Consider the following 22,388-nt stretch of genomic DNA (forward strand, 5'->3'; position numbering starts at 1 on the left):
TATGCGCGCGGGTGCGGGCGACACGGCGCTGGATCACTCTGGGTTTTCCACGACCACCCCTGAGTGAGGAGCGCGTATGCGTCGTCCCTTCGCCCGAGCCCTGGCCCTTGCGGCCACGGCGGCCGTGATACCGCTGGCCTCACCTGCCCCCGTGGCAGCCGACAGCGTCGTCATCGGTGGCTATCCGGTCGAGATTTCCCAGAGCCCGTGGACGGTGGCACTGTCCAGCCGTGACCGATTCGGAGGTACGCGGGCGGGTCAGTTCTGCGGAGGTGTGGTGATCGACCGGACCACCGTCCTGACCGCGGCCCACTGCCTGGCTGCGGACGTCCTGGGCGCGCCACCGCGGCGGGTTCGCGACCTGAAGGTCATCGCGGGCCGGGGGGACCTGTTGTCGCGCGCGGGCAAGGAGATCGCGGTGCGCGGCACGTGGGTCAACCCCGCATACGACGCCTATACGAACGCCGGGGACTTCGGCGTACTCACCCTCGCTGCCCCGCTCCCGGAGAGCTACGTCGTCCGTACAGCGGCGGCCGGCGACCCGGCGTACGCGCCCGGGACGGGTGCCCTGGTCTACGGCTGGGGGGACACCACGGGCGGCGCCGACTACGCGCGCAGTCTGCGGGCCGCCCGGGTGAAGGTGCTGCCGGACGCCGCCTGCGCGGAGGCGTACCCCGGTAATGCCGACGGGTCGTACGACCCCGCTTCGATGCTCTGTGCCGGGCAGCTGGCCGGCGGCCGGGATGCCTGCCAGGGGGACTCCGGCGGGCCGCTGGTGGCCCGCGGGCGGCTTATCGGCCTGGTGTCCTGGGGAAGCGGCTGCGGGCGCGCTGGGAGCCCTGGTGTCTACACGCGGGTCTCGGACGTCGTCCAGAAGCTCCGCAGGAGCCGCTGAGGGCGGAGCGTCCGGCGGCAGAAGTACGGGCGGCCACTCCCTGTATCCAGGGGGTGGCCGCCCGTGAACCGGCCTGATGCCGGCACTCGCTCGTCGTCGACGCGAAGTGTCAGCGTTCTTCTTCGTTGACGCTTGCAGGAACGGACGTCAGCCGCTCCGTCTCGTCCTGTATCTCAGCGGCGATCTTCTTGAGTTCCGGCTCGAACTTGCGACCGTGGTGGGCGCAGAAGAGCAGTTCTCCGCCGCTCAGGAGGACGACGCGCAGATATGCCTGGGCGCCGCAACGGTCGCAGCGGTCAGCGGCCGTCAGCGGGCTCGCGGGGGTCAGAACAGTAGTCACGTCGCCTCTTCTCTAGCTCGACGAGCTGTCGTACCAGGGTCAACATCCAACCAGGCCGAAAACGTTCCCGCTCGTGGCTTCTCCTTGAAAATTTCTTTCCGCGGTGGCTGGCTGCTGCCGGTTGGCGGCGAATGTGCCGTATTACGTGGTTCGCGTCTTACGGGTTCGCGTTGTCTGTCAGTGTCGGTCCTCCCGGCTGGATTGCCGGTTGTTCATGAGGACGTGCCCGGAGCCTAAATGGTTCATGCCCCGAAGGGAACGTGATATGTACTTCACTCCATTGAGGGATCGAACACCTATGCGACGCTGGACTAGTCTGAGTTTGGACGAGGGTGGCGTTACAACGGCTCTACCAGGCCTCGGTACCCTCTGAGCGGCTAACGAAGCCGGGCCCTTACCCCAAAGGGTCCCATCTGAAATTCAGCGAGGAGCGAACCGCGTGACCGCCGAGACGTCCGTGCCGTCCACAGCGCTGCTGACCGGAGCAGACCGTGACGGTTCCAACTACACCGCGCGGCACCTGCTCGTCCTTGAGGGGCTCGAAGCCGTACGTAAGCGCCCTGGCATGTACATCGGGTCCACCGACAGCCGTGGCCTGATGCACTGCCTCTGGGAGATCATCGACAACTCCGTGGACGAGGCCCTCGGGGGCCACTGCGACCACATCGAGGTGATCCTGCACGACGACGCCTCCGTCGAGGTGCGGGACAACGGCCGCGGCATCCCCGTGGACGTGGAACCCAAGACCGGCCTCTCCGGTGTCGAGGTCGTGATGACCAAGCTGCACGCCGGCGGCAAGTTCGGCGGCGGCTCGTACGCGGCCTCCGGCGGTCTGCACGGCGTGGGCGCCTCCGTGGTGAACGCACTCTCCGCGCGGCTAGACGTCGAGGTCGACCGCGGCGGGCACACCCACTCGATCAGCTTCCGGCGTGGCGTGCCGGGGGCTTTCGCGGGTGCCGGCCCGGACGCGAAGTTCGAGGCGGCCAGCGGCCTGCGCAAGACCAAGAAGATCCCCAGGGCCAGGGTCGGCACGCGCGTGCGCTACTGGGCCGACCTGCAGATCTTCCTCAAGGAAGCCAAGCTCTCCCTGGAGAATCTGCACCAGCGCGCCCGCCAGACCGCCTTCCTGGTGCCCGGCCTGACCATCGTCGTCCGCGACGAGTACGGGCTCGGCGAAGGCGGCAGCAAGGGCGAAGAGTCCTTCCGCTTCGACGGCGGCATCAGCGAATTCTGTGAGTACCTGGCGACCGACAAGCCCGTCTGTGACGTCCAGCGCTTCTCCGGGCAGGGCACCTTCAAGGAGACGGTCCCGGTCCTCGACGACAGCGGCCAGATGACTCCCAAGGAGGTCACCCGCGAGCTCGGCGTCGACGTGGCCCTGCGCTGGGGCACCGGCTACGACACGACGCTCAGGTCGTACGTGAACATCATCGCCACCCCCAAGGGCGGCACCCACGTGGCGGGCTTCGAGCAGGCCATCGCCAAGACTGTCAACGAGGTGCTCAGGTCCAAGAAGCTGCTGCGTGTCGCCGAGGACGACATCGTCAAGGACGACGCCCTGGAGGGCCTCACCGCCGTCGTCACGGTGCGTCTCGCCGAGCCGCAGTTCGAGGGCCAGACCAAGGAGGTGCTCGGCACCTCGGCCGCCCGCCGCATCGTGACGAACGTGGTCTCCCAGGAGCTCAAGGCGTTCCTGACCTCCACGAAGCGGGACACGGCCGCGCAGGCCCGGGTCGTCCTGGAGAAGACCGTCGCGGCGGCCCGTACCCGTATCGCCGCCCGTCAGCACAAGGACGCGCAGCGCCGGAAGACGGCCCTCGAGTCCTCCTCGCTGCCCGCCAAGCTCGCCGACTGCCGCAGTGACGATGTCGAGCGCAGTGAGCTGTTCATCGTCGAGGGCGACTCCGCGCTGGGTACGGCCAAGCTCGCCCGGAACTCCGAGTTCCAGGCGCTGCTGCCGATCCGCGGCAAGATCCTCAACGTTCAGAAGGCGTCCGTGACGGACATGCTGAAGAACGCCGAGTGCGGGGCGATCATCCAGGTCATAGGAGCGGGGTCCGGCCGGACCTTCGACATCGACGCGGCGCGCTACGGGAAGATCATTCTTCTCGTTGACGCCGATGTCGACGGCGCGCACATCCGGATTCTGCTGCTGACACTGTTCCAGCGGTACATGCGGCCGATGGTCGAGGCGGGGCGGGTGTTCGCGGCGGTGCCGCCGCTCCACCGCATCGAGCTCAGCCAGCCCAAGAAGGGGCAGGACAAGTACGTCTACACGTACTCGGACCGTGAGCTGCGGGAGACGCTGCTGGAGCTGCAGCGCAAGAACGTGCGGTACAAGGACTCGATCCAGCGCTACAAGGGTCTCGGCGAGATGGATGCCGACCAGCTGGCCGAGACGACGATGGATCCGCGTTTCCGCACCCTGCGCCGGATCAACATCTCCGACCTGGAGGCGTCCGAGCAGGTGTTCGACCTGCTGATGGGGAACGATGTGGCGCCGCGCAAGGAGTTCATCTCCAGCTCGGCGGCCACGCTGGATCGGTCGCGGATCGACGCGTAGCGGTCCGCCGACGGGGCGGGCGGGGTGTCTTTGCCGGCGTGGTCGCCTAGTGCGGGTGCGCCGGCCGGGGGTGGCGGTCGGCCCGCGGTGGGTGGGCCGGGGTCCGTGTCGGCACATCCGCGCGCCACCTCATGGGCACTTCGCTCTGCCTCGGGTGTTGAGCTGTTGTGCCGCTCGGTCGCTCCTGTTCGGGGGCCCGGCCTGGTACGCGGGAAGCGGCGGCGCGTGCCAGGCGCCTGGGGTCTCCACCTGGGGGTGGAGGACGGGGTGTTGAGGGATCCACCCACGATCCACCCCGGGTCCGATCTGCTGACCTGGCGATTTCCGTAGCGTCGAAGGCGTCGGCAGCGCTCGCTGTCGTCAGCCGCTCTTCGCCCACGGAGGCTCTGATGTCCGGGCTTGTCAACGCCTTGGCGATCCTCGCCGTCGCCGTCCTCGTGATCTCGCGCCAATTCCGTACGCGCAGGATCAGCGCGGACAGGCGTTGGTGGCTCGTGCCCGCCATTCTCGCCTTCCTCGCCCTGCGGGAGCCCGGCCTGATCGACTCCCACCACGAGGTCATGGCGATACTCCTGCTGGGCACAGAGCTGCTCATCGGCCTCGCCACCGGAGCCGGCTGGGCTTGGACCACGCGGTTGTGGACCGAGGCGGACGGGACCCTGTGGAGCAGGAGCACCAAAGCCAGCGTCGTCGTCTGGGGCCTGGGGATAGGCCTGCGAGCCGGACTGTTCGGCTGCGGCCTGCTGCTCGGTGTGCACCAGGACAGCTCAGCCCTGCTGCTGGGGCTCGCGATCACCCTCCTCGTCCGCTCCGGCGTCTTGCTCTGGCGGTCGCAGTCGCTGAACCCGGCGGCCGATCGGAGCCCGGCGTACGGTGACGGCGTGGCCCAGGCATCCGGTGACGGTGTGGCCCGGGCCGCGTGGAAGGAGGCTGTGTGACCGAGAACGTCTGGACGCGCTGGCCGTCCCGCGAAGCCCTGTCCCGGGCAGGAGTGCCCAGGGCGCGCCGCGCGCTCGCCCGGACATCGCGCCTCATCGTCCTCGCCATCTTCCTGTGGTCGATCTTCTCGGACGGTGAGATCCACGGCTGGGGCACCGGCGCCGCGGCGGTGGCAGGAGTTCTGCTGAGCGGGCTCACCGCCTGGGCCTTCTTCCGGACCACGCTGGAACACCGTCTGCTGCCTTCGCTGGTGCTGCTCGCGGGGCTGGTGGCGATCGCGACGGTGGCGCTGACGGCGGGCTTCCGGATTCCGGCCCTCGTCCTGTGGTGCGGGTGCGCCGTCAGCGCCATCGAGCGGTTGCCCCTCGCGGTCGCGCTGCCCGCCACCTCGGTGGCGCTGAGTGCTTACGCGGCGGCGAACAACGATGTCTGGCTGACCACGGCGGCGACCACCGCCGGGCTCGCCCTGGCCGGGTATGTCCTGCGTCTCGATGCCGAGGCGCGCGGCAACGCCCAGCGGCTGCTCACCCAGGAGCGGGCGGCGCGGGTGGCCGAGGCGGAGTCGGCCGCGCTCGCGGAGCGGGCCAGGATTGCCAGGGAGATCCACGATGTGCTGGCCCACAGCCTCTCGGCGCAGATGGTGCACCTGGAGGCGGCCCGGCTGCTCATCGAGCGGGGCGCCGGCCAGGACCAGATTCTCGAACGGGTGGTGGCGGCCCGGGGAATGGCCCGGGAGGGCCTCGCCGAGACACGGCAGGCGCTCTCCGCCCTCCGCGGTGAGATGTCTCCGCTGGAGGACTTCCTGAGCGAGATCGTCGCCACGGAGGACGGCGCGGACCTCACCGTCACGGGCGAGCGGCGGTTGCTGCCCGCGGAGGCTTCGCAGGCCGTGCGCCGGGTCGCTCAGGAGGCACTGACGAACGTCCGCAAGCATGCGCCGGGCGCCAAGGTCCACATCCGGCTCGGCTACACCGAGCACCAAGTGCGGCTGGACGTACGGGACTCGGGAGGGCCGCCGGGCGAGCTGACCGGCACCGGCGCCGGGTACGGTCTGCTGGGCATGCGGGAGCGTGCCGAGCTGCTGGGTGGCTCGTTGGAGGCCGGGCCGGACGAGGAGGGGTTCGTGGTGACGCTGAAGGTGCCCGTATGACGGACGAGGCAGTCCGGAAGCCGGCGCGCGTCGTGGTGGCGGACGATCAGACCGTGGTGCGCGAGGGCATCGTGATGCTGCTGGGGCTGCTGCCCGGGATCGAGGTGGTGGGCGCGGCCGGCGACGGGGACGAAGCTGTGGCCCTCGTGGCGGAACTCGCCCCTGACGTCGTCCTGATGGATCTGCGGATGCCGCGCTGCGACGGGGTCGAGGCGACCCGGCGCATCAGGGCCGAGCACCCCGGCACCCAGGTGGTCGTGCTCACGACGTTCGCGGACGACGAGTCGCTGTTCCCCGCGCTCAGAGCCGGGGCCCGGGGCTATCTGACCAAGGACGCGGGCGGCGAGGAGATCGTACGGGCGGTGGAAAGCGTGCTGTCCGGTGACGCGGGGCTGTCACCCAGTGTCCAACGGCGGTTGCTGGAGCGGCTGTCGGAGCCGCAGCCGAAGCGGGAGCCCCCAGAGCCCGCGCCGGCGCCGGACGGGCTCACCACGCGTGAGACGGAAGTGCTCGTACTGATCGCCGAAGGCCTCACCAACCAGGAAATCGCCCGCAAGCTGCATGTCTCCACCGCCACGGTAAAGACCCACATCAACAATCTGTTCGCCAAGACCGGACTCAAGGACCGTGCGCAGGCGGTCCGTTACGCCTACGGGAAGGGCCTGGCGCGGCCATCATGAAAGTGCGTCACCTGATGGAGTGAAGAGCACGGATTGAAGAGCCCCGGATCTCCGCGATCTGCCCATCCTGGGGCATGCAGTCAAGGAACGGTCGTCCCCGCCTGCGCGGAGAGGGACCTGAGAGCCCGGCAGAGGACCACGAAGGGCGTGATGGTGTCCCCGTTCAGGCGGGGGAGACCAGCGTGGGATTCGACGACCCCTGGTACGACGCGCTTGCCTCCGGCTGGGGTGAGTTGGACGGGACGGGAGCGCCGGCTCCCGTCGTACCGCCGGCGCGCCGCGAGGACGAGGGCCGGGTCGGTGGTGCGGCCGAGATCTATCTGGAGGTGCAGCGCAGTGCGGCCTTCCAGGAAGTGCGCGGCCGGTACCGGCGGTTCGTGATCCCGGGCGTCGCCGTCTTCCTCACCTGGTACGTGGGCTATGTGGTGACCGCGACGACCGCACCCGGGCTGATGGCCCGGCCGGTGGCAGGCGCGGTGAACGTGGGGATGCTCGCGGGTCTCGGACAATTCCTCACCACCTTCCTCTTCACCTGGGCGTATGCGCGGCATGCGCGGTTGCGCAGGGACCGGCCGGCGCTCGACCTGCGCTGGGACACGCAGGAACTGACGCGGAGTGCGGGGGGTGGTCAGCGATGACCGGACACCATCAGACCCTCGCACTGCTGCTGTTCAGCGTGTTCGTCGCGGTGACGCTGGCGATCACGACATGGGTGAGCCGTAACCGGCATGGTTCCGCGGAGGAGTTCTACGCGGGAGGGCGGCTGTTCTCGCCCATGGAGAATGGTTTTGCCATCTCGGGCGACTACATGTCCGCCGCGTCCTTCCTCGGTGTCACGGGACTCATCGCGCTCTTCGGGTACGACGGTCTGCTGTATGTGGTGGGCTTCCTCGTCGCCTGGCTCGTCGTGCTGTTCCTGGTGGCGGAACTGGTGCGCAACTGCGGCCGGTTCACCATGGCCGACGTGGTGGCGGCCCGGATGAGCGAGCGGCCGGTGCGGATCGCGGCGGGAACGTCCTCGGTGACGGTGTCCGTTCTGTATCTGGTGGCTCAGATGGTGGGTGCGGGAAGCCTGGTCGCGCTGCTGCTGGGAGGCACGAGCGAGGCGGCGCGGAACTGGACCGTGATCGGCGTAGGCGCGCTCATGGTGATCTATGTGTCGATGGGAGGCATGCGGGCCACCACCTGGATCCAGATCGTCAAGGCGGTCCTGCTGCTGGGTGGCACGATCGTGCTGACGGTGCTCGTCCTCGTGCGATTTCACGGGGACTTCGACCAGTTGCTGCGTGCGGCGGCGGCGCGCAGCGGGCACGGGGACTCGTTCCTCGCACCCGGTCTCAAGTACGGCGGGACGTGGACCGCGCGGTTCGACTTCATCAGCCTGGGGCTGGCCCTGGTGCTCGGCACCGCGGGGCTGCCGCACATTCTGTCCCGCTTCTACACCGTGCCGACCGCGCGGGCCGCGCGCCGCTCGGTGGTCTGGGCGATCGGGCTCATCGGCGGCTTCTACCTGATGACGATCGTGCTGGGCTTCGGTGCGGCGGCGATCGTCGGCCCGGACGCGGTGCGAGGGTCGAACGCGGCCGGGAACACCGCGATCCCGCTGCTCGCGCTCGATCTCGGCGGCGGAGCATCCTCCACGGGCGGAACGGTTCTTTTCGCGATCGTCGCCGCGATCGCGTTCGCCACGATCCTCGCGGTGGTCGCCGGCATCACGCTGGCCTCCTCCGCGTCCGTCGCCCACGACCTGTATGCATCGCTGCGGCGCCGGCATGCGAAGCCGCGCAGCGAGGTCGCGGTGGCTCGGCTGGCCGCGGTCGGTATCGGTGTGGTCGCCATCGGGCTCGGTCTGCTGGCCCGCGACCTCAATGTGGCCTTCCTGGTCGGCCTCGCCTTCGCTGTCGCCGCGTCCGCGAATCTGCCGGTGCTGCTGTACTCGCTGTTCTGGCGGGGCTTCACGACGCGCGGCGCGGTGTGGGCCGTGTACGGCGGTCTGGTGCCCGCGCTGGTCCTGGTGGTGCTGTCTCCCGTGGTCTCCGGGAGTCCCCAATCGCTGTTCCCGGGCGTCGACTTCCAGTACTTCCCACTGGAGAACCCCGGACTGGTCTCGATCCCCCTGGGCTTCCTGGCGGGCTGGCTCGGCACGGTCACCTCTGCCGAGCCCCCTGACGAGGCCAAGCACGCGGAGACCGAGGTCCGCTCGCTCACCGGGGCGGGAGCGGTCTGAGGGCCCCTCCAGGGGCGTACAGCGGGGCTCAAGGGCGTAGCGGCGGGTTCGGATTCAAGGGGTTAAGGCGTCACCCACGCGTACCGGTGCTCCGGGCGCCCGGTGTCGCCGTACTTGAGGGAGAGATGGAGTCGTCCGGCCTGTTCCAGGTGGCGGAGATAGCGCTGGGCGGTGGAGCGGCTGAGGCCGGTCTCGGCAGCCACCTCGTGGGCCGACAGCGGGTGGTCCGCGCGGTGCAGGACGTCGCAGATGAGATCCGTGGTCGGTTCCGAGTGCCCGCTCGGGAGCCCGGGGGCCGGGGGAGCAGGCGTGGTTCTCAGGGCGCCGAAGATCCGGTCGACCTGCTCCTGCCCGGCCAGGCCCCGGCCGCCCACGCGGTCGACGGTGCGACGCAGTGCGGCGTACGAATCGAGACGGGTGCGAAGCGCCGCGAAGGTGAACGGTTTGACGAGGTAGTGCAGGGCACCCAGGCGCATCGCGGCCTGGACGGTCGTCACATCGCTGGCTGCCGTGATCATGATGACGTCGGTGCCGTGGCCGTGTTCCCGCATCCGGTGGACCAGTTCGAGACCCGTCTGGTCGGGCAGGTAGTGGTCGAGCAGTACCAGGTCGATGGGGGCGCGTTCCACCGCGGCGAGGGCCTGGGCAGCACTGTGTGCGCGGGCGGCCACCCGGAATCCGGGAACCTTCCCCACGTACTTGGCGTTGATCTCAGCGACGCGGAAGTCGTCGTCCACGACCAGGACGTCAATCATCGGGCCTCTTTCTGTCAAGGCCAGTCGGGCATCAAGCCCGTGTTTCGGCTCCGCTGTTGTAGCGCGAGCAAAACGAGCACAACAGACTCTTGCAAGCAGAAGAAGGCCTTGCGACCAGAAGACTGATGCTGTGGCGCGCGCCACATCTACGGTCCCCGCCATGAGCGCAGACACCAGCCCCGCCATCGAGCTGCGGGGCGCGAGCAAGATCTTCAGGACCCCGTCCGGGGGACTGCACACGGCTGTCAGCGGACTGGATCTGAGCGTCGGGCGGGGCGAGTTCGTGGCCGTCGTGGGCCCCACGGGTTGCGGGAAGTCGACCACGCTGACCCTGGTCAGCGGTCTGGAGGAGCCCACTGAGGGCGAGGTCCTGGTGGCCGGTGAGCCGGTCGCCGGCGTCGGCGACAAGGTCGGCTTCGTCTTCCAGCAGGACGCCACCTTCCCGTGGCGTACGGTCCTGTCGAATGTGATGGCGGGCCCGCGTTTCCGCGGCGTACCGAAGGCGGAGGCCAGGCGGAAGGCCCGCGAATGGCTCGCCCGGGTCGGGCTCACGGCCTTCGAGGACCGTTACCCGCACCAGCTCTCCGGCGGTCAGCGCAAGCGCGTCGCGCTCGCCGCGACCTTCGTCAACGACCCCGAGATCCTGCTGATGGACGAGCCCTTCTCGGCGCTCGACGTGCAGACCAGGGCCCTCATGTCGGACGAGCTGCTCGAACTGTGGGAGGGCACGCGCGCCTCCGTCGTCTTCGTCACCCACGACCTCGAGGAGTCCATCGCGCTCGCCGACAAGGTCGTCGTGATGACGGCGGGCCCCGCCACCGTGAAGCACGTCTTCGACATCGATCTGCCGCGGCCGCGCAAGGTGGAATCGGTGCGTCTGGAGCCGCGGTTCATCGAGATCTACCGCGAGATCTGGGAGTCACTCGGTGAAGAGGTCCGCATCACCCGTGAGCGGAGTGCCGCCCATGTCGCCTGAGACCATGCCCGAAACCGTCGTGCCGCTGAAGGGCACCGAACCCGCCAAGACCGGCCGGGCGTACTCCCGTGCTCAGGCCGCCCGCAGACGCAAGGTGATCGTCGCCGCCGCCCGCGCATTCCTCCTGGTCGCCGTGCTCGGCCTGTGGGAGGTGCTCGCGCGGGCCGAGGTCATCGACCCCTTCAACTTCTCGATGCCGTCGAAGATCTGGGACCAGATCGACACCTGGGTGACCCACGGGACGGCGCTCGGCTCCCTGGGTGAGCAGATCTGGTTCACGCTCCACGAGGCATTGCTCGGCTGGGTCATCGGGGTGATCGCCGGTGTCGTCTTCGGCATCGCGCTGGGGCGTATCACCTTCCTCGCCGATGTTCTTGGTCCATACATCAAGGTGCTCAACTCCATACCGAGGATCGTCCTCGCGCCGATCTTCGTGATCTGGTTCGGCCTCGGCCCCGCCTCCAAGGTGGCGTCGGCTGTGGTGCTCGTCTTCTTCCCGGTCTTCTTCAACGCCTTCCAGGGCGCCCGTGAAGTCGACCGCAACCTCGTTGCCAACGCCCGGATCCTCGGCGCCAGCGACCGCCGGGTGACCCTTCAGGTGGTCATCCCGTCCGCCACCTCATGGATCTTCACCAGCCTCCACGTCAGCTTCGGCTTCGCGCTCATCGGTGCCATCGTCGGCGAGTACATCGGCGCCACCAAGGGCATCGGCCTGCTCGTCGCCCAGTCACAGGGCACCTTCAACGCGGCCGGTGTGTACGCCGCGATGGTCATCCTCGCCGTCGTCGCGCTGCTGGCCGAGGGGCTGCTCACCTTCGCCGAGCGGCGCATCTTCCGGTGGAAGCCGTCGGAAACCGACCGTTGACCTCGGTGGCTTCGACTGTCGACTTCGGCCGCTGGCTCCGACCGTTGACTTCGGCCGCCGGCTCCGACCGTGGACTTCGGTGGCTTCGACCGTCGACTTCGATCGCCGGCTCCGACCGCTCCGACCGCTCCGAACCGGCCGACGCCTCTCCCGCATCTCTCACAAGGACGTGAACGATCATGCGTAAGCCCGCCAGATACACCGCGTTGGCAGCCGCCGGACTGCTGGCTGTCTCCTCCCTCACCGCCTGCGCCAATGACGCGGCCAGTTCGACGGCCAACTCCGGCAACAACGGGGGTGGCGGCAAGGGCGAAGACGTCAAGATCATGGTCGGCGGGCTCGACAAGGTCATCTACCTCCCCGCCATGCTCACCCAGCGGCTCGGCTACTTCTCCGACGAGGGTTTGGATGTCGAACTCCTCAGTGAGCCGGCCGGCGTGCAGGCCGAGACAGCACTCGTCTCCGGTCAGGTCCAAGGAGCCGTCGGCTTCTACGACCACACGCTCGACCTGCAGACCAAGGGCAAGCGCGTGGAGTCCGTGGTGCAGTTCTCGCGGGCGCCCGGAGAGGTCGAGATCATCTCCAACAAGCGTGCGGACGACATCACTTCGCCCAAGGACTTCAAGGGCCGCAAGCTCGGCATCACCGGCCTCGGCTCGTCGACCGACTTTCTCACCAAGTACCTCGCGGTCAAGAACGGCGTCGACGTCAGCGAGTTCACACCGGTCGCGGTGGGCGCGGGGCCGACTTTCATCTCCGCTCTCCAGAAGGGCGCCATCGACGGCGGCATGACGACGGACCCGACCGTCGCGACGATCGTGGAGAAGAACCTCGGCAGGGTCCTCCTCGACATGCGGACGCCCAAGGGATCTCAGGACGCGCTGGGCGGCCCGTACCCGTCGTCCAGCCTCTACATGCAGACGGACTGGGTGAACAGCCACAAGGAGACGGTCCAGAAGCTGGCCAACGCCTTCGTGAAGACCCTCAAGTGGATGGCCACGCACAGCGCGTCCGAGATCGCGGACACGATGCCCGCCGACTACTCGCAGGGCAACAGAACGCTGTACGCCGGGGCGATCAAGAGCACGATGCCGATGTTCACCAAGGACGGCGTGATGCCCGACGACGGCCCCGAGACCGTCGAGAAGGTGCTCAAGGCCTTCAACCCCAACATCAAGAACACCGAGGTGGATCTGAGCAAGACGTACACCACGGAGTTCGTGGACGAAGCCGCGAAGGCCGCGGGATGAGCGTCGGGATGAGCGTGCACGCGTACGGCGGACGTTCCTCGCGGGCAACTCAACCCGACGTCTCAAATACGGGCCGCGCGTACGGCTGTTCTCCCCTGACAGCCCACCGAGGGCGGCAACGCGGTCGGCTTTTTCACCGACGACGGCGGCCGTACGCGCGGTGGGCGCGGTCATTTCCCCGCCTGCGTGGCCGTGCCCTCAGGCGCGGGTCGCCCAGATGTACCGGTGCTCCGGGCGGCCCGCGTCGCCGTACTTGAGGGTCAGCCTGGCGCGTCCCGTGCGCTCCAGCAGCTTCAGATAGCGCTGGGCCGTCTGCCGGCTCAACCCGGTCCGGTCCGCGATCTCCTGGGCCGACAACGGGCCCTCGGCGTGCACGAGGGCACGGCGGACGAGTTCGGCGGTGGTGGGGGAGTGCCCCTTGGGCAGGTCCGTCTCCCCGCCTGCCGAGAGGGCGCCGAAGATCCGGTCCACCTCGGCCTGTTCGGCCTCGCCCCCGACGTCGAGGGTACGGCGCAGTGCCGCGTACGCCTCCAGTTTGGCGCGCAGCCCCGCGAAGGCGAACGGCTTGACCAGGTACTGGAGCGCGCCCTGGCGCATGGCCGCCTGGACCGTGGCGATGTCCCGCGCCGCGGTCACCATGATGACGTCGGTCTGGTGGCCGCGGCGGCGCATCTCCTGGACGACCGCGAGACCCGTCTCGTCCGGCAGGTAATGGTCCATGAGGACCAGGTCCAGATGCGGCAGGGTCTCCATCCGGTGCAGTGCCTCGGCGGCGGTGTGCGCCTCACCCGCGACATGGAAGCCCGCCACCTTCTCGACGTAGGCCGCGTTGACCCGCGCGACCCGGATGTCGTCGTCCACGACCAGGACCTCGATCATCGCGACTCCTCCTGAGCGGCTCGGGTGGGTGGGGCGGATGGGGCGGACGGGATGGGGGCGGGCGCCGTTTCGGGGTTGCGCGCGGCGGGTGGGGCGCTCTGCCGGGAGGGGGCCGGCACGCCCGGCTCGGGATCCTGATCCTGATCAGGATCCGACAGGCCACCACTCGGACCCGTCAGTCCATGTGGATCCATCAGTCCATGTGGATCTATCAGTCCATGTGGCGCGGTCAGTCCATGTGGATCCGTCAGACCATGTGGCGCGGTCAGGGCATCCGGATCTGCCATGGCATGCGGATCCGTCAGGGCCTCGGGCAGTACGACGGTGAACTCCGCGCCACCGCCTGCCGCCTCGGCCACCCGCGCGCTGCCTCCTTGGCGTTCGGCGAGCCGTCGCACCAAGGAGAGACCGATGCCGCGCTTGCCGTGCGCCGGCGGCTTCTTGGTGGACCAGCCGTCCGTGAAGATCAACTCCCGCCGCTCCGCCGGGATTCCGGGCCCCGTGTCCCGCACCCGCAGCACGGCGGTCCGCCCCTCGGACCGCAATTCGACCTCCACGCGTGCGTGGGGCGTGCCCGCGACGGCGTCCAGGGCGTTGTCGACAAGATTGCCGACCACCGTGACCAGCCCCCTGGGGTCGATCAGCCGGTCCGGCAGCAGAGTCCCGTCCGAGATCCACAGGGCGACGCCGCGCTCCGCCGCGACGGTGGCCTTGCCGACCAACAGGGCGGCGAGCAGCGGATCGTGGATCTTCTCCGTGACCTGTTCCGCCGTAGCCCTGTGGTCGCCCACCACCTCGCCGACGAACTCCACGGCGTCGTCGTACATCTCCAGTTCCAGCAGACCCAGGAGCGTGTGCATACGGTTGGCGTGCTCGTGGTCCTGGGCGCGCAGCGCGTCGATCAGACCGCGAGTGGAGTCGAGCTCGCGGCCGAGCTGCTCCAGCTCGGTGCGGTCGCGCAGGGTGGCGACCGCACCGCCGTCGTCGGTGGGCATCCGGTTGGCGACCAGGACCCGCTGGCCGCGGACGGTCAGCAGATCGGTACCGGTGACGCGGCCCGCCAGCACATCCGTCGTCCGGCCCGGTCCGAGCGTGTCGTCGAGCGGCTGTCCGATGGCCTCCGCGTCGAGCCCCAGCAGGCGCTGCGCCTCGTCGTTCAGCAGCCGCACCCGGCCGACGCGGTCCAGGGCGACGACACCCTCCCGGATGCCGTGCAGCATGGCCTCGCGCTCCGCAAGGAGCGCCGAGATATCGGAAAAGGCCAGGTCACGGGTCTGCCGTTGCACCCTGCGGGAGATCAGATACGCGGCCAGGGCGCCGACTGCCAGGGCCCCGCCCGCGTACGCGAAGAGGCCGGGAATCGCGTGGATCAGCCGGGCACGGACGCTGTCGTACTCGATCCCGACCGAGACCGCGCCCACGATGTCGCCGTCGGCATCACGCAGCGGCACCTTGCCGCGTGCCGAGCGGCCCAGCGTGCCCGTGTCGATCTCCATGACGTCCTTGCCGGCCAGGGCCTGGCGGGGGTCGGTGGAGACGACCTCGCCGATCTGGGCCGGGTCGGTGTGCGACCAGCGCACGCCCTTCATGTTCATCACGACGACGTACTCGGCGCCGCTGGCCTGCCGGATCCGCTCGGCCTCCCGCTGCACGGGCCCGTCGGCCGACGGCGTGGTCGACTGCAGGTCCTCGGCCAGCTGCGGCTGTGCCGCGGTGGTCTGCGCGATCGCGAGCGCCCGGCGCATCGCCTGGTCGTCCAGCTGATCACTGAGCGGCGCGAGGAACAGCCCGGTCGCCAGCACGGCGACCCCGGCCGCGATCGCCACCTGCATCAACAGCACCTGCGAGAACATCCGCCGGGGCAGACCGAGGCGCAGTCGTCGTGCAGGGGGAGTGGGACTCATGCCTACGACGGTACGGCGGCGACGGGGCGACTCCGTAGGGGGTGTGGCATGGATCTCTCGGAGACGCGTACGCCGGTCCTGACCGGCGGGCGACCTCGGCCGGTGAGGTGGTGGTCCTGGCCGACCGGGCTCGGGCGGGGACGACGGGGCGCGCCGGCGTGCTGCGGGGCCGCTTGTGACAGCTGAGCGGAGTGGAGCTGCCGGGGACGTCCGGGGACGTCAGCGAGGGGCGGTGAGGGCCGCCCGGGACAGCTCACGTACGGCCACCACGTCCATCCGGGCCGGCGAACCGAGCGCCGAGCCGCAGCTCTCCTGGCGGGGCGGCAGGGAGGCGCCCTGCGCGACGATGACACGCCAGAGCCGGCCGTCGCCGTGGGCGACCGTCACCTCCCAGCGCGGCGCCGCACCGTTCGTACTGGTCACCGAGAGCGCGTCCGCCGCGTACTCACCCGTCGCCGTGCGCACCGCCAGCTCGGCCGCCTGACCGGGCCGCTCCCAGGCGGAGCTGCCCCGGCACCCGTCGACGACGACCCGCCCCTCCCGCACCCCCTGGAGGACCTCCTTGACGTGATGGGCCTCCGCGCGGCCGTACGCGTATCCGAACGGCAGGACGAGCAGCGTGGGCGAGAAACGGTGACCGCCGAGATGCGTGACCTCCCACGCCCCCTGTACGCCGGATGCGGCCAGCTCGTCCGCGAGCGGGCGGCCCAGCAGGGCACAGCAGCGGTCGCGCTTGCCGTTGGTGCAGACGAGGGCGAGCGGATCGCCCGTGTGAGGCCGGCCATGGAGCACCGTGCCGAAGGAGTGGTGGTCGCCCCGGCCGAGCGCCGCGAAGTCGAGGCTCAGCAGTTCCTCCGGGCGGGACGTCATGGCGCCCTGCAGCCATACGTTTCCAGGAACGGTGTGGGCCGCATACACCTGTCGCTCGGCGGGCGTACCGAAGTCCGCGTGGCGGCCGGGGCGCCGGATGAGGGCGATACGTACGTCGGTGCCCTTCGCGGCAGCTTCGAGGGCACGGCCGAGCACGGGGTCCAGGTGGCTCGAAGTGAGCGCCTTGGCACCCCAGGGCCCGGGCTGCTCGAGCAGCAGCCATGTCCTCGCGGTGGCCGCGGTCCCCGCGAGGGGCTCGTCGAGCTCCCGGGACGCGGTCGTGCACGTACTCACAGAGGTGAGCCTAACCTGACTTCGCCCAGGGCGACTTCCGGCCGGGGGGTGGGAGCGCGTTCGGGTGCTGCGCGCGAGGCGTGGGGGGCGGGGCCAGGGGTGCGGGTCGTGGGGCGTGCGCGGCGCGCATTGGTGTGCGGTGGAGCCTGAGAGCGCCGGCGTGCCCAGCGCGCGACGCGCCGGTGCGTCCGCTGACGCGCCGAGCGTGCAGATCGTGAGGGGGGCGCGAGGCGAGACCAGAGTGCCCGCGTGCTCGGCGCGCGCGGAGCGTGCACACCGTACGCTGGGCGTACGCGGCGCACCGAGCGCCGGAGCACGAAGCGCTCACTCCGGCAGACGCTGCGGCGGCCGCGCCCCCACGTACAGCCCGCTCGGTCGCATCCGCAAGGGCCGCTCCCCGTACTCCTCCAGTGTGTGCGCGATCCAGCCCGCCGTGCGAGCGACGGCGAAGACGGTCTCCCCGGCGGTGGCGGGCATGCCGGAGGCGACGGTGAGCACGGCCAGGGCGAGGTCGACGTTGGCGTGCAGGGGGGTGTGGCGGGCGGTGGTGGCCACGATGTCCTGGGCCGCGGCCAGGGCGGGCGCGGCGTGCGGTACGTCCTCCAGGAGCGCGAACAGGGCACGTGCGCGGGGGTCCTCGCCCAGGTAGAGCCGGTGACCGAGCCCGGGGATGCGGCGGCCCGCACGCAGTTCGTCGGCGATCACCGGGACCGCGGTGCCACGGTCCAGGACGTCCAGGAGCAGCCGGTGCGCGAGGCCGCTGGCCGCCCCGTGCAGGGGACCCTCGAGTACGCCGAGGCCCGCTGACACGGCCGCGTAGGCGTGCGCCCGAGCCGAGGCGGCGACCCGGACCGCGAGGGTCGAGGCGGCCAGGTCGTGATCGACGAGCAGTCCAAGTGCCGTGTCCAAGGCGCGCAGTGATGCCTCGTCGGGTACGCGTCCGGTGAGCCGCCCCCAGAGCCGCCGGGGCAGCGGGCCCTCGTCGCGATGGTCGTACCGCAGGGGCGGAAGCGCGGCAACCAAGGTGGGGATCAAGGTGCGTGCGGTGCCGAGCACCGCGCTCTCCGAGAGGTCGAAACGCAGGGGGTCCGCGGCCGCGGCGGCGATCGCGGCGACCCGCAGCCGGTCGGTCGGGCTGCTGTGTTCCGGCAGCGCGTCGACAGCGCGGCGCGCCACGGTGACGGAGGCCTCGGGGGCGGTGAACGTGATGCCGGGGCGCAGGTGTCCGGTCCACAGCCACTCGGCGATCTCTTCGTAGGAGTGGCGTGCGGCGAGTTCGGTCGCGTCGACACCGCGGAAGTAATACCGGTCCGTGTCGATCAGTGTGATGCGGGTGCGGACGGAGAGTTCACCGCCCGCCGCTGAACTCCCGCTCGGATCCCGCTTGTTGCGTCGCGCGACTGCCTCCACTTCCGCGGCGTCGAAGGTGCTGCCGCGGCCGCCCGGGTCGCGTTGGCTGCTGAGCTGGCCGCGGCTGACGTACGCGTAGACGGTCTCGGGCTTCACGCCGAGCAGTTCGGCGGTCTCTTTGGTGGTGAGCCGCCGGCCCGCGTCGTGGGCGTGGGGCGCCGGTTCTTGATCCCTCATGGCGTCACCGTATCCGTGCATCGAGGCATTGATTCATATTGATTCAATCAATATTGACAGCGATCGAGTCAAGCATGGACAGTCGAATCAAGTCCAGGGAGGAAACATGTCGAACACCCGGGCCGCCGCGGCTGCGTCGCTCGCTCCTGTCGAAGTACCGCGAGGTCTCGCCGGTGTCGTCGTCACCGACACCGCGCTGGGTGATGTGAGGGGGCGGGAGGGCTTCTACCACTACCGCCAGTACTCGGCCGTCGAGCTCGCGCAGAGCCGGGGGTTCGAGGACGTCTGGCACCTCTTCGTGCACGGCGAGCTGCCGGACGCCGCGCAGCGGGCGGCGTTCACGGCGAGGACGGCGGCGTTGCGCCGGCTGCCCGACGAGGTGCGGGCGGCGTTGCCCGGTATCGCCGCCGCGAGCGACCGGAGCGGGCCTCTCGCCGGGATGCGCACGGCGTTGTCGCTGCTCGGTGCGGCTCTGGGGTTCCGGCCCGTCTACGACGTCGGCGCCGACCGGCGCCGCGCCGACACCCTCGCCGCGTCCGCGGCCGTACCGACGCTGCTCACCGCGCTGTACCGGCTCGGGCAGGGGCTCGACCCGGTCGAGCCGCGCGACGACCTGCCGTATGCGGCGAACTACCTCTACATGCTGACGGGTTCGGAGCCGGAGGAGGCGCGGGCCAGGGCGATCGAGCGATACCTCATCTCAACGATTGACCATGGATTCAATGCGTCAACCTTCACGGCGCGGGTGATCGCGTCGACGGGGGCCGACGTGGTGGCATGCCTCGTGGGTGCGGTGGGCGCTCTGTCGGGTCCGCTTCATGGAGGCGCCCCGAGCCGTGCCCTCGACACCCTGGACGCGATCGGTGCGCGCGATCGCATCGACCCCTGGATCCGGGAACGCGTGCTAGCCGGCGATCGCATCATGGGGTTCGGCCACCCCGTCTACCGCACCGAGGACCCCCGCTCCCGGATGCTTCGCGACATCGCCGAGCAGTTCGGCGGCCCGCTGGTCGACCTGGCGGTCGAGGTCGAAAGCCGGGTGGAAGCGATCCTCGCCGAGCTCAAGCCCGGCCGCGAACTGCACACGAACGTGGAGTTCTACGCGGGGGTCGTCATGGAACTGTGCGGGCTGCCCCGCGAGATGTTCACTCCGACCTTCGCGGCGGCCCGCGTGGTCGGCTGGAGCGCCAACATCCTTGAGCAGGCGCAGGATTCGAAGATCATCCGGCCGGCGGCGCGGTATATCGGTGCGCCAGCGCCGCAGGCGGTGCCTGCAGGGGCCTGAACGCCGCCGACGGTGCCCGCCAGGGCTTGAACGCCCAGCCCGGTGCCTGCGGGGGCTTGAACGCCCAGCCCAGCCCAGCCCTTGCGGAGGCTTGAACGCTGCCGGCGGTGACCGTCAGGACTTGAACCCCCGCCCGGCGCTTGCCGAGACTTGAACGCCGAGCCCGGTGCCTGAGAGGGCCTGCACGCCGAGCCCGGTGCCTGAGAGGGCCTGAACTCCCAGTGCCTGAGAGGGCCTGAACTCCCAGCCCGGTGCCTGAGAGGGCCTGAACTCCCAGCCCGGTGCCCGGAAAGGCGGGCGCCAGGCTGGGGGCGGCGGAGGAGTCAGGCGTCAGGAATGTCGGCTTTGGCCCGGACCAGCGTTTCCCGGCTGATGACGACAATGCGTTCATAGTCCGCTCGCGCGGCGTCCGGGGGCAGTTCATGATCAAGAGCACTGGTGGCTTCGGTGCCGATGACGGCGAAGTTGCCGTCGCTCAGTTCGAAGATGTCGGGGCAGGTCTGGCCCGTCGCGCTGCCGCGCTCCCGGGGTGAAGCGCCGACTCGACGCACGATCTTCACAGCGTTCCTTGGTCGATCGAGGGACGGGCCGACGCGTGCGCCGGACGCTGCGCTGGTTGATGACCTCTCCTGCGTCCATCGAGCTCATGAGTGGGCCCAGGGAAGCTCATGAAGGGACCGCCGATCCCGGTGGGGAGGGCAGCCCTACGCGCCTGCGTAAGGCGTTTACCCGCGCAGCTTGCGGGTAGATTACAACGCCTTCAGCCTCTCTTTGTTCAAGACGCGAGCACTGCAGGGGATTCACTCCTCCGGCGGTTGCCCGATCACCCACCAAACGTCGAGTTCCCCGTCGTCCTGGTCCTGGACCAGGTCATTCATGTTCTGGACGAGATCGTCCATCAGTTTCCCGAGCTCGGCCTCTTCCGACGAGCCGGGCAGGCTCTCCCGGTGGTGACGCGTAGCCGCCCAGTACTCGCGGAAGATCTCGTTCCGGCACATCACCCGCAAGTGTCCATACAGTTCCGGCAGGTTGAGCGCCCCGATGCGGTGGAAATGCAGCGCGTTGACGTAGAGCGCGTTCGCGAACAGGTACTGGCGCTGCCGCTCGGACGGGATGTCGGTCTCGTAGGTGTCCAGGACGGCTGCCAGTGCGGGATCCGCCATCGCTTTGCACAACAGGTCGAAGTGGAGCCGGTGTTGCTCGGCGAGGACGGCTCGTCTGCGTTGCCGCGCGCTCCGCTCCGCGACGACGTGAGCAGCGAGTGCCAGCCTGGCCCTGGTGGCGGAGCCAAGCCTCCGTATCCCAAAGTTCTGTGTGACCATGTCAACCCCCGAATCAGGCGACCGTCCGCCGGTCGTCGGGTGCGGGGCGACAGGGAGCGGACCGGCGAGCGGTGGGCGGCGCGCTTGCCGTCTCCCAGTTTTGCCGAGCGGCTCTGATCGGCAGGGAGGCGGAGAGGAGGCGCACGGAGGGAAATGCGGGTCGCGCGTCCCGGCGCCATGTCCAACGTGTGCCCCGTGAGCGCCGCTAACAATCGTTCACTTCGAGGCGTTTCCTCCCACTCGTATCCTGGTGCGGCAGTCATTCCCCGTACGAGATCCGGTGCGTGTGCCGGGCCCGTTCGAGCGCCGGTCCGTGAGCCGGTGCACGCGTCGGTGTGAGAGAGGTCGTCCGTTGAGCCAGTCCAGTCCGCAGCGGATCCCGGTCGGGCAGACACCGCCCGAGAACATCCCGGTCATCGTCCTCGCCGGCTTCCTGGGTTCCGGCAAGACCACTCTCCTCAACCATCTTCTGCACCGCGGCGGAGGCAGCCGGATCGGGGCGATCGTCAACGACTTCGGGGACATCGAGATCGACGCGATGGCCGTGGCGGGGGCGCTCGGGGACTCCACCGTGTCGCTGGGCAACGGGTGTCTGTGCTGCGCCGTCGACGCGAGTGAGCTCGACATCTATCTGGAGCGGCTCGCCCGGCCCTCCGCCCGTATCGACGTCATCGTCATCGAGGCGAGCGGGCTGGCCGAGCCCCAGGAGCTCGTGCGGATGGTGCTCGCCAGCGAGCAGCCGCGGATCGTGTACGGCGGGCTCGTCGAGGTCGTGGACGCCGCCGAGTTCGACGGTACGCGCGAGAAGCATCCCGAGATCGACCGGCATCTGGCGCTCGCCGATCTCGTCGTCGTCAACAAGATTGACCGGGCCGACGACGGCGAGCGCGTGCTCGGCGTCGTCCGGGACCTTGCCGACCGAGCGGCTGTCGTCCCCGCCGCCTACGGCCGTATCGACCCCGAGTTCCTCTTCGACCGCAGGCCGAGCGAGGAGCGCGTCGGGCAGCTGTCCTTCGACGATCTGCATGATCACGATCATGATCACGATCATGATCATGGGGACGATGCCGAGGAGCACGGGGACCACTCGGGCCATCTGCACTCCGCCTACGAATCGCTCTCCTTCACCTCCGAAGTCCCGCTCGACCCACGGCGGTTGATGACCTTCCTCGACAGCAGGCCCGAGGGGCTGTACCGCATCAAGGGGTACGTCGACTTCGGCGCCCACGACAGCGGCAACCGGTACGCCGTGCATGCCGTCGGACGGTTCCTGCGCTTCCGCCCGGAGCCCTGGGGCGGTGACGGCGAACGCCTCACCCAGCTCGTCCTCATCGGCTCCGGCATCGACACCGGGGCGCTCGGCAAGGAGCTGGAGGCGTGCAAGGAGGACGCCCCGCATGCCGACGAACACAGCATGTGGGGCGTCCTCCGCTACGTACAGCAGCCGGATCCGGAAGCCTTCGAGGATCCGAACCTGGACCCGGATCCGGACCTGGACCTGGACCTGGTCGCGGAGCCGGATCCCGAGGACGTAGACACGGACTGACCGGCGAGCCGGACCTGACCATGGAGCCCGGTCCGGAAGGCCTGGAAGCCGGCTGACCCGC

Annotated in this window: 20 protein-coding genes; 12 read left to right on the forward strand and 8 right to left on the reverse strand. The window is 69.6% G+C overall.

Annotation, left to right across the window (positions count from 1 at the left end; all coding sequences use genetic code 11):
• Positions 1 to 76 precede the first annotated feature (76 nt).
• Positions 77 to 895: a serine protease gene (locus ACFVYF_RS32205; RefSeq protein ID WP_389461083.1), complete on the forward strand. Its 819-nt coding sequence runs from the start codon at positions 77 to 79 to the stop codon at positions 893 to 895.
• 109 nt (positions 896 to 1,004) lie between these two features.
• Here the strand turns inward: ACFVYF_RS32205 and ACFVYF_RS32210 are convergent, their stop codons facing one another.
• Entirely contained in the window at positions 1,005 to 1,235 is a 231-nt protein-coding gene (locus tag ACFVYF_RS32210; RefSeq protein ID WP_369262824.1) for a hypothetical protein, read from the reverse strand.
• 439 nt (positions 1,236 to 1,674) lie between these two features.
• Here ACFVYF_RS32210 and ACFVYF_RS32215 point away from each other — a divergent pair, with 439 nt between their 5' ends.
• The 6 genes from ACFVYF_RS32215 to ACFVYF_RS32240 all read left to right on the forward strand — a co-directional run bounded on the left by ACFVYF_RS32215 (position 1,675) and on the right by ACFVYF_RS32240 (position 8,794).
• Positions 1,675 to 3,798: a type IIA DNA topoisomerase subunit B gene (locus ACFVYF_RS32215; protein ID WP_389461085.1), complete on the forward strand. Its 2,124-nt coding sequence runs from the start codon at positions 1,675 to 1,677 to the stop codon at positions 3,796 to 3,798.
• A 389-nt stretch (positions 3,799 to 4,187) separates the two neighbouring features.
• A complete protein-coding gene (locus tag ACFVYF_RS32220; protein WP_389461087.1) occupies positions 4,188 to 4,736 on the forward strand; it encodes a DUF1453 domain-containing protein in 549 nt (182 codons plus the stop codon).
• Entirely contained in the window at positions 4,733 to 5,887 is a 1,155-nt protein-coding gene (locus tag ACFVYF_RS32225) for a sensor histidine kinase (protein WP_389461088.1), read from the forward strand. Before ACFVYF_RS32220 ends, ACFVYF_RS32225 begins: the two co-directional genes overlap by 4 nt.
• Positions 5,884 to 6,567 carry a response regulator gene (locus ACFVYF_RS32230; RefSeq protein WP_389461090.1) on the forward strand — a complete coding sequence of 228 codons (684 nt, stop codon included), beginning with the start codon at positions 5,884 to 5,886 and terminating at the stop codon, positions 6,565 to 6,567. The genes ACFVYF_RS32225 and ACFVYF_RS32230 overlap by 4 nt, the downstream gene beginning before the upstream one ends.
• Positions 6,568 to 6,641: 74 nt before the next feature.
• Positions 6,642 to 7,205, forward strand: a complete 564-nt coding sequence (locus ACFVYF_RS32235) for a DUF485 domain-containing protein (protein ID WP_389461092.1) — start codon at positions 6,642 to 6,644, stop codon at positions 7,203 to 7,205.
• Positions 7,202 to 8,794, forward strand: a complete 1,593-nt coding sequence (locus ACFVYF_RS32240; protein ID WP_389461094.1) for a cation acetate symporter — start codon at positions 7,202 to 7,204, stop codon at positions 8,792 to 8,794. The genes ACFVYF_RS32235 and ACFVYF_RS32240 overlap by 4 nt, the downstream gene beginning before the upstream one ends.
• A 62-nt stretch (positions 8,795 to 8,856) precedes the next feature.
• On the opposite strand, the gene ACFVYF_RS32245 is transcribed toward ACFVYF_RS32240, so the two are convergent.
• A complete protein-coding gene (locus ACFVYF_RS32245; protein ID WP_383288855.1) occupies positions 8,857 to 9,549 on the reverse strand; it encodes a response regulator in 693 nt (230 codons plus the stop codon).
• Positions 9,550 to 9,709: 160 nt separating this feature from the next.
• On the opposite strand from ACFVYF_RS32245, the gene ACFVYF_RS32250 reads away from it, so the two are divergent.
• The 3 genes from ACFVYF_RS32250 (at position 9,710) to ACFVYF_RS32260 (ending at position 12,640) form a co-directional block, all read left to right on the forward strand.
• Positions 9,710 to 10,525 carry an ABC transporter ATP-binding protein gene (locus tag ACFVYF_RS32250; RefSeq protein WP_389461096.1) on the forward strand — a complete coding sequence of 272 codons (816 nt, stop codon included), beginning with the start codon at positions 9,710 to 9,712 and terminating at the stop codon, positions 10,523 to 10,525.
• Positions 10,515 to 11,390 (forward strand): ABC transporter permease, encoded by an 876-nt coding sequence (locus tag ACFVYF_RS32255; RefSeq protein WP_389461098.1) that lies wholly within the window; start codon positions 10,515 to 10,517, stop codon positions 11,388 to 11,390. Before ACFVYF_RS32250 ends, ACFVYF_RS32255 begins: the two co-directional genes overlap by 11 nt.
• A gap of 179 nt (positions 11,391 to 11,569) precedes the next feature.
• Complete coding sequence (locus ACFVYF_RS32260) at positions 11,570 to 12,640, forward strand: ABC transporter substrate-binding protein (RefSeq protein ID WP_389461101.1); 1,071 nt, start codon at positions 11,570 to 11,572, stop codon at positions 12,638 to 12,640.
• A 198-nt stretch (positions 12,641 to 12,838) separates the two neighbouring features.
• Here ACFVYF_RS32260 and ACFVYF_RS32265 read toward each other — a convergent pair whose 3' ends face one another.
• The 4 genes from ACFVYF_RS32265 to ACFVYF_RS32280 all read right to left on the reverse strand — a co-directional run bounded on the left by ACFVYF_RS32265 (position 12,839) and on the right by ACFVYF_RS32280 (position 18,174).
• Positions 12,839 to 13,519 (reverse strand): response regulator, encoded by a 681-nt coding sequence (locus tag ACFVYF_RS32265; protein ID WP_389461103.1) that lies wholly within the window; start codon positions 13,517 to 13,519, stop codon positions 12,839 to 12,841.
• Positions 13,516 to 15,423, reverse strand: a complete 1,908-nt coding sequence (locus tag ACFVYF_RS32270) for an ATP-binding protein (protein WP_389461105.1) — start codon at positions 15,421 to 15,423, stop codon at positions 13,516 to 13,518. Before ACFVYF_RS32270 ends, ACFVYF_RS32265 begins: the two co-directional genes overlap by 4 nt.
• Before the next feature lie 219 nt (positions 15,424 to 15,642).
• Entirely contained in the window at positions 15,643 to 16,587 is a 945-nt protein-coding gene (locus ACFVYF_RS32275) for a sucrase ferredoxin (RefSeq protein WP_389461107.1), read from the reverse strand.
• Positions 16,588 to 16,911: 324 nt separating this feature from the next.
• Positions 16,912 to 18,174, reverse strand: a complete 1,263-nt coding sequence (locus tag ACFVYF_RS32280) for a citrate synthase (protein WP_389461109.1) — start codon at positions 18,172 to 18,174, stop codon at positions 16,912 to 16,914.
• Between the two features lie 106 nt (positions 18,175 to 18,280).
• On the opposite strand from ACFVYF_RS32280, the gene ACFVYF_RS32285 reads away from it, so the two are divergent.
• Positions 18,281 to 19,459: a citrate synthase gene (locus tag ACFVYF_RS32285; RefSeq protein WP_389461111.1), complete on the forward strand. Its 1,179-nt coding sequence runs from the start codon at positions 18,281 to 18,283 to the stop codon at positions 19,457 to 19,459.
• A gap of 323 nt (positions 19,460 to 19,782) precedes the next feature.
• Here the strand turns inward: ACFVYF_RS32285 and ACFVYF_RS32290 are convergent, their stop codons facing one another.
• The gene (locus ACFVYF_RS32290; RefSeq protein ID WP_389461113.1) at positions 19,783 to 20,019 is read right to left on the reverse strand and encodes a hypothetical protein; all 237 of its coding nucleotides are present in this window, start codon (positions 20,017 to 20,019) and stop codon (positions 19,783 to 19,785) included.
• Positions 20,020 to 20,259: 240 nt separating this feature from the next.
• Positions 20,260 to 20,781, reverse strand: a complete 522-nt coding sequence (locus ACFVYF_RS32295) for a DUF6082 family protein (protein WP_389461115.1) — start codon at positions 20,779 to 20,781, stop codon at positions 20,260 to 20,262.
• 352 nt (positions 20,782 to 21,133) lie between these two features.
• On the opposite strand from ACFVYF_RS32295, the gene ACFVYF_RS32300 reads away from it, so the two are divergent.
• A complete protein-coding gene (locus ACFVYF_RS32300; protein ID WP_389461116.1) occupies positions 21,134 to 22,327 on the forward strand; it encodes a CobW family GTP-binding protein in 1,194 nt (397 codons plus the stop codon).
• The last annotated feature ends 61 nt before the right edge of the window (positions 22,328 to 22,388 follow it).

This window comes from Streptomyces sp. NPDC058274, assembly GCF_042881375.1.
Taxonomy (GTDB): Bacteria; Actinomycetota; Actinomycetes; order Streptomycetales; family Streptomycetaceae; genus Streptomyces.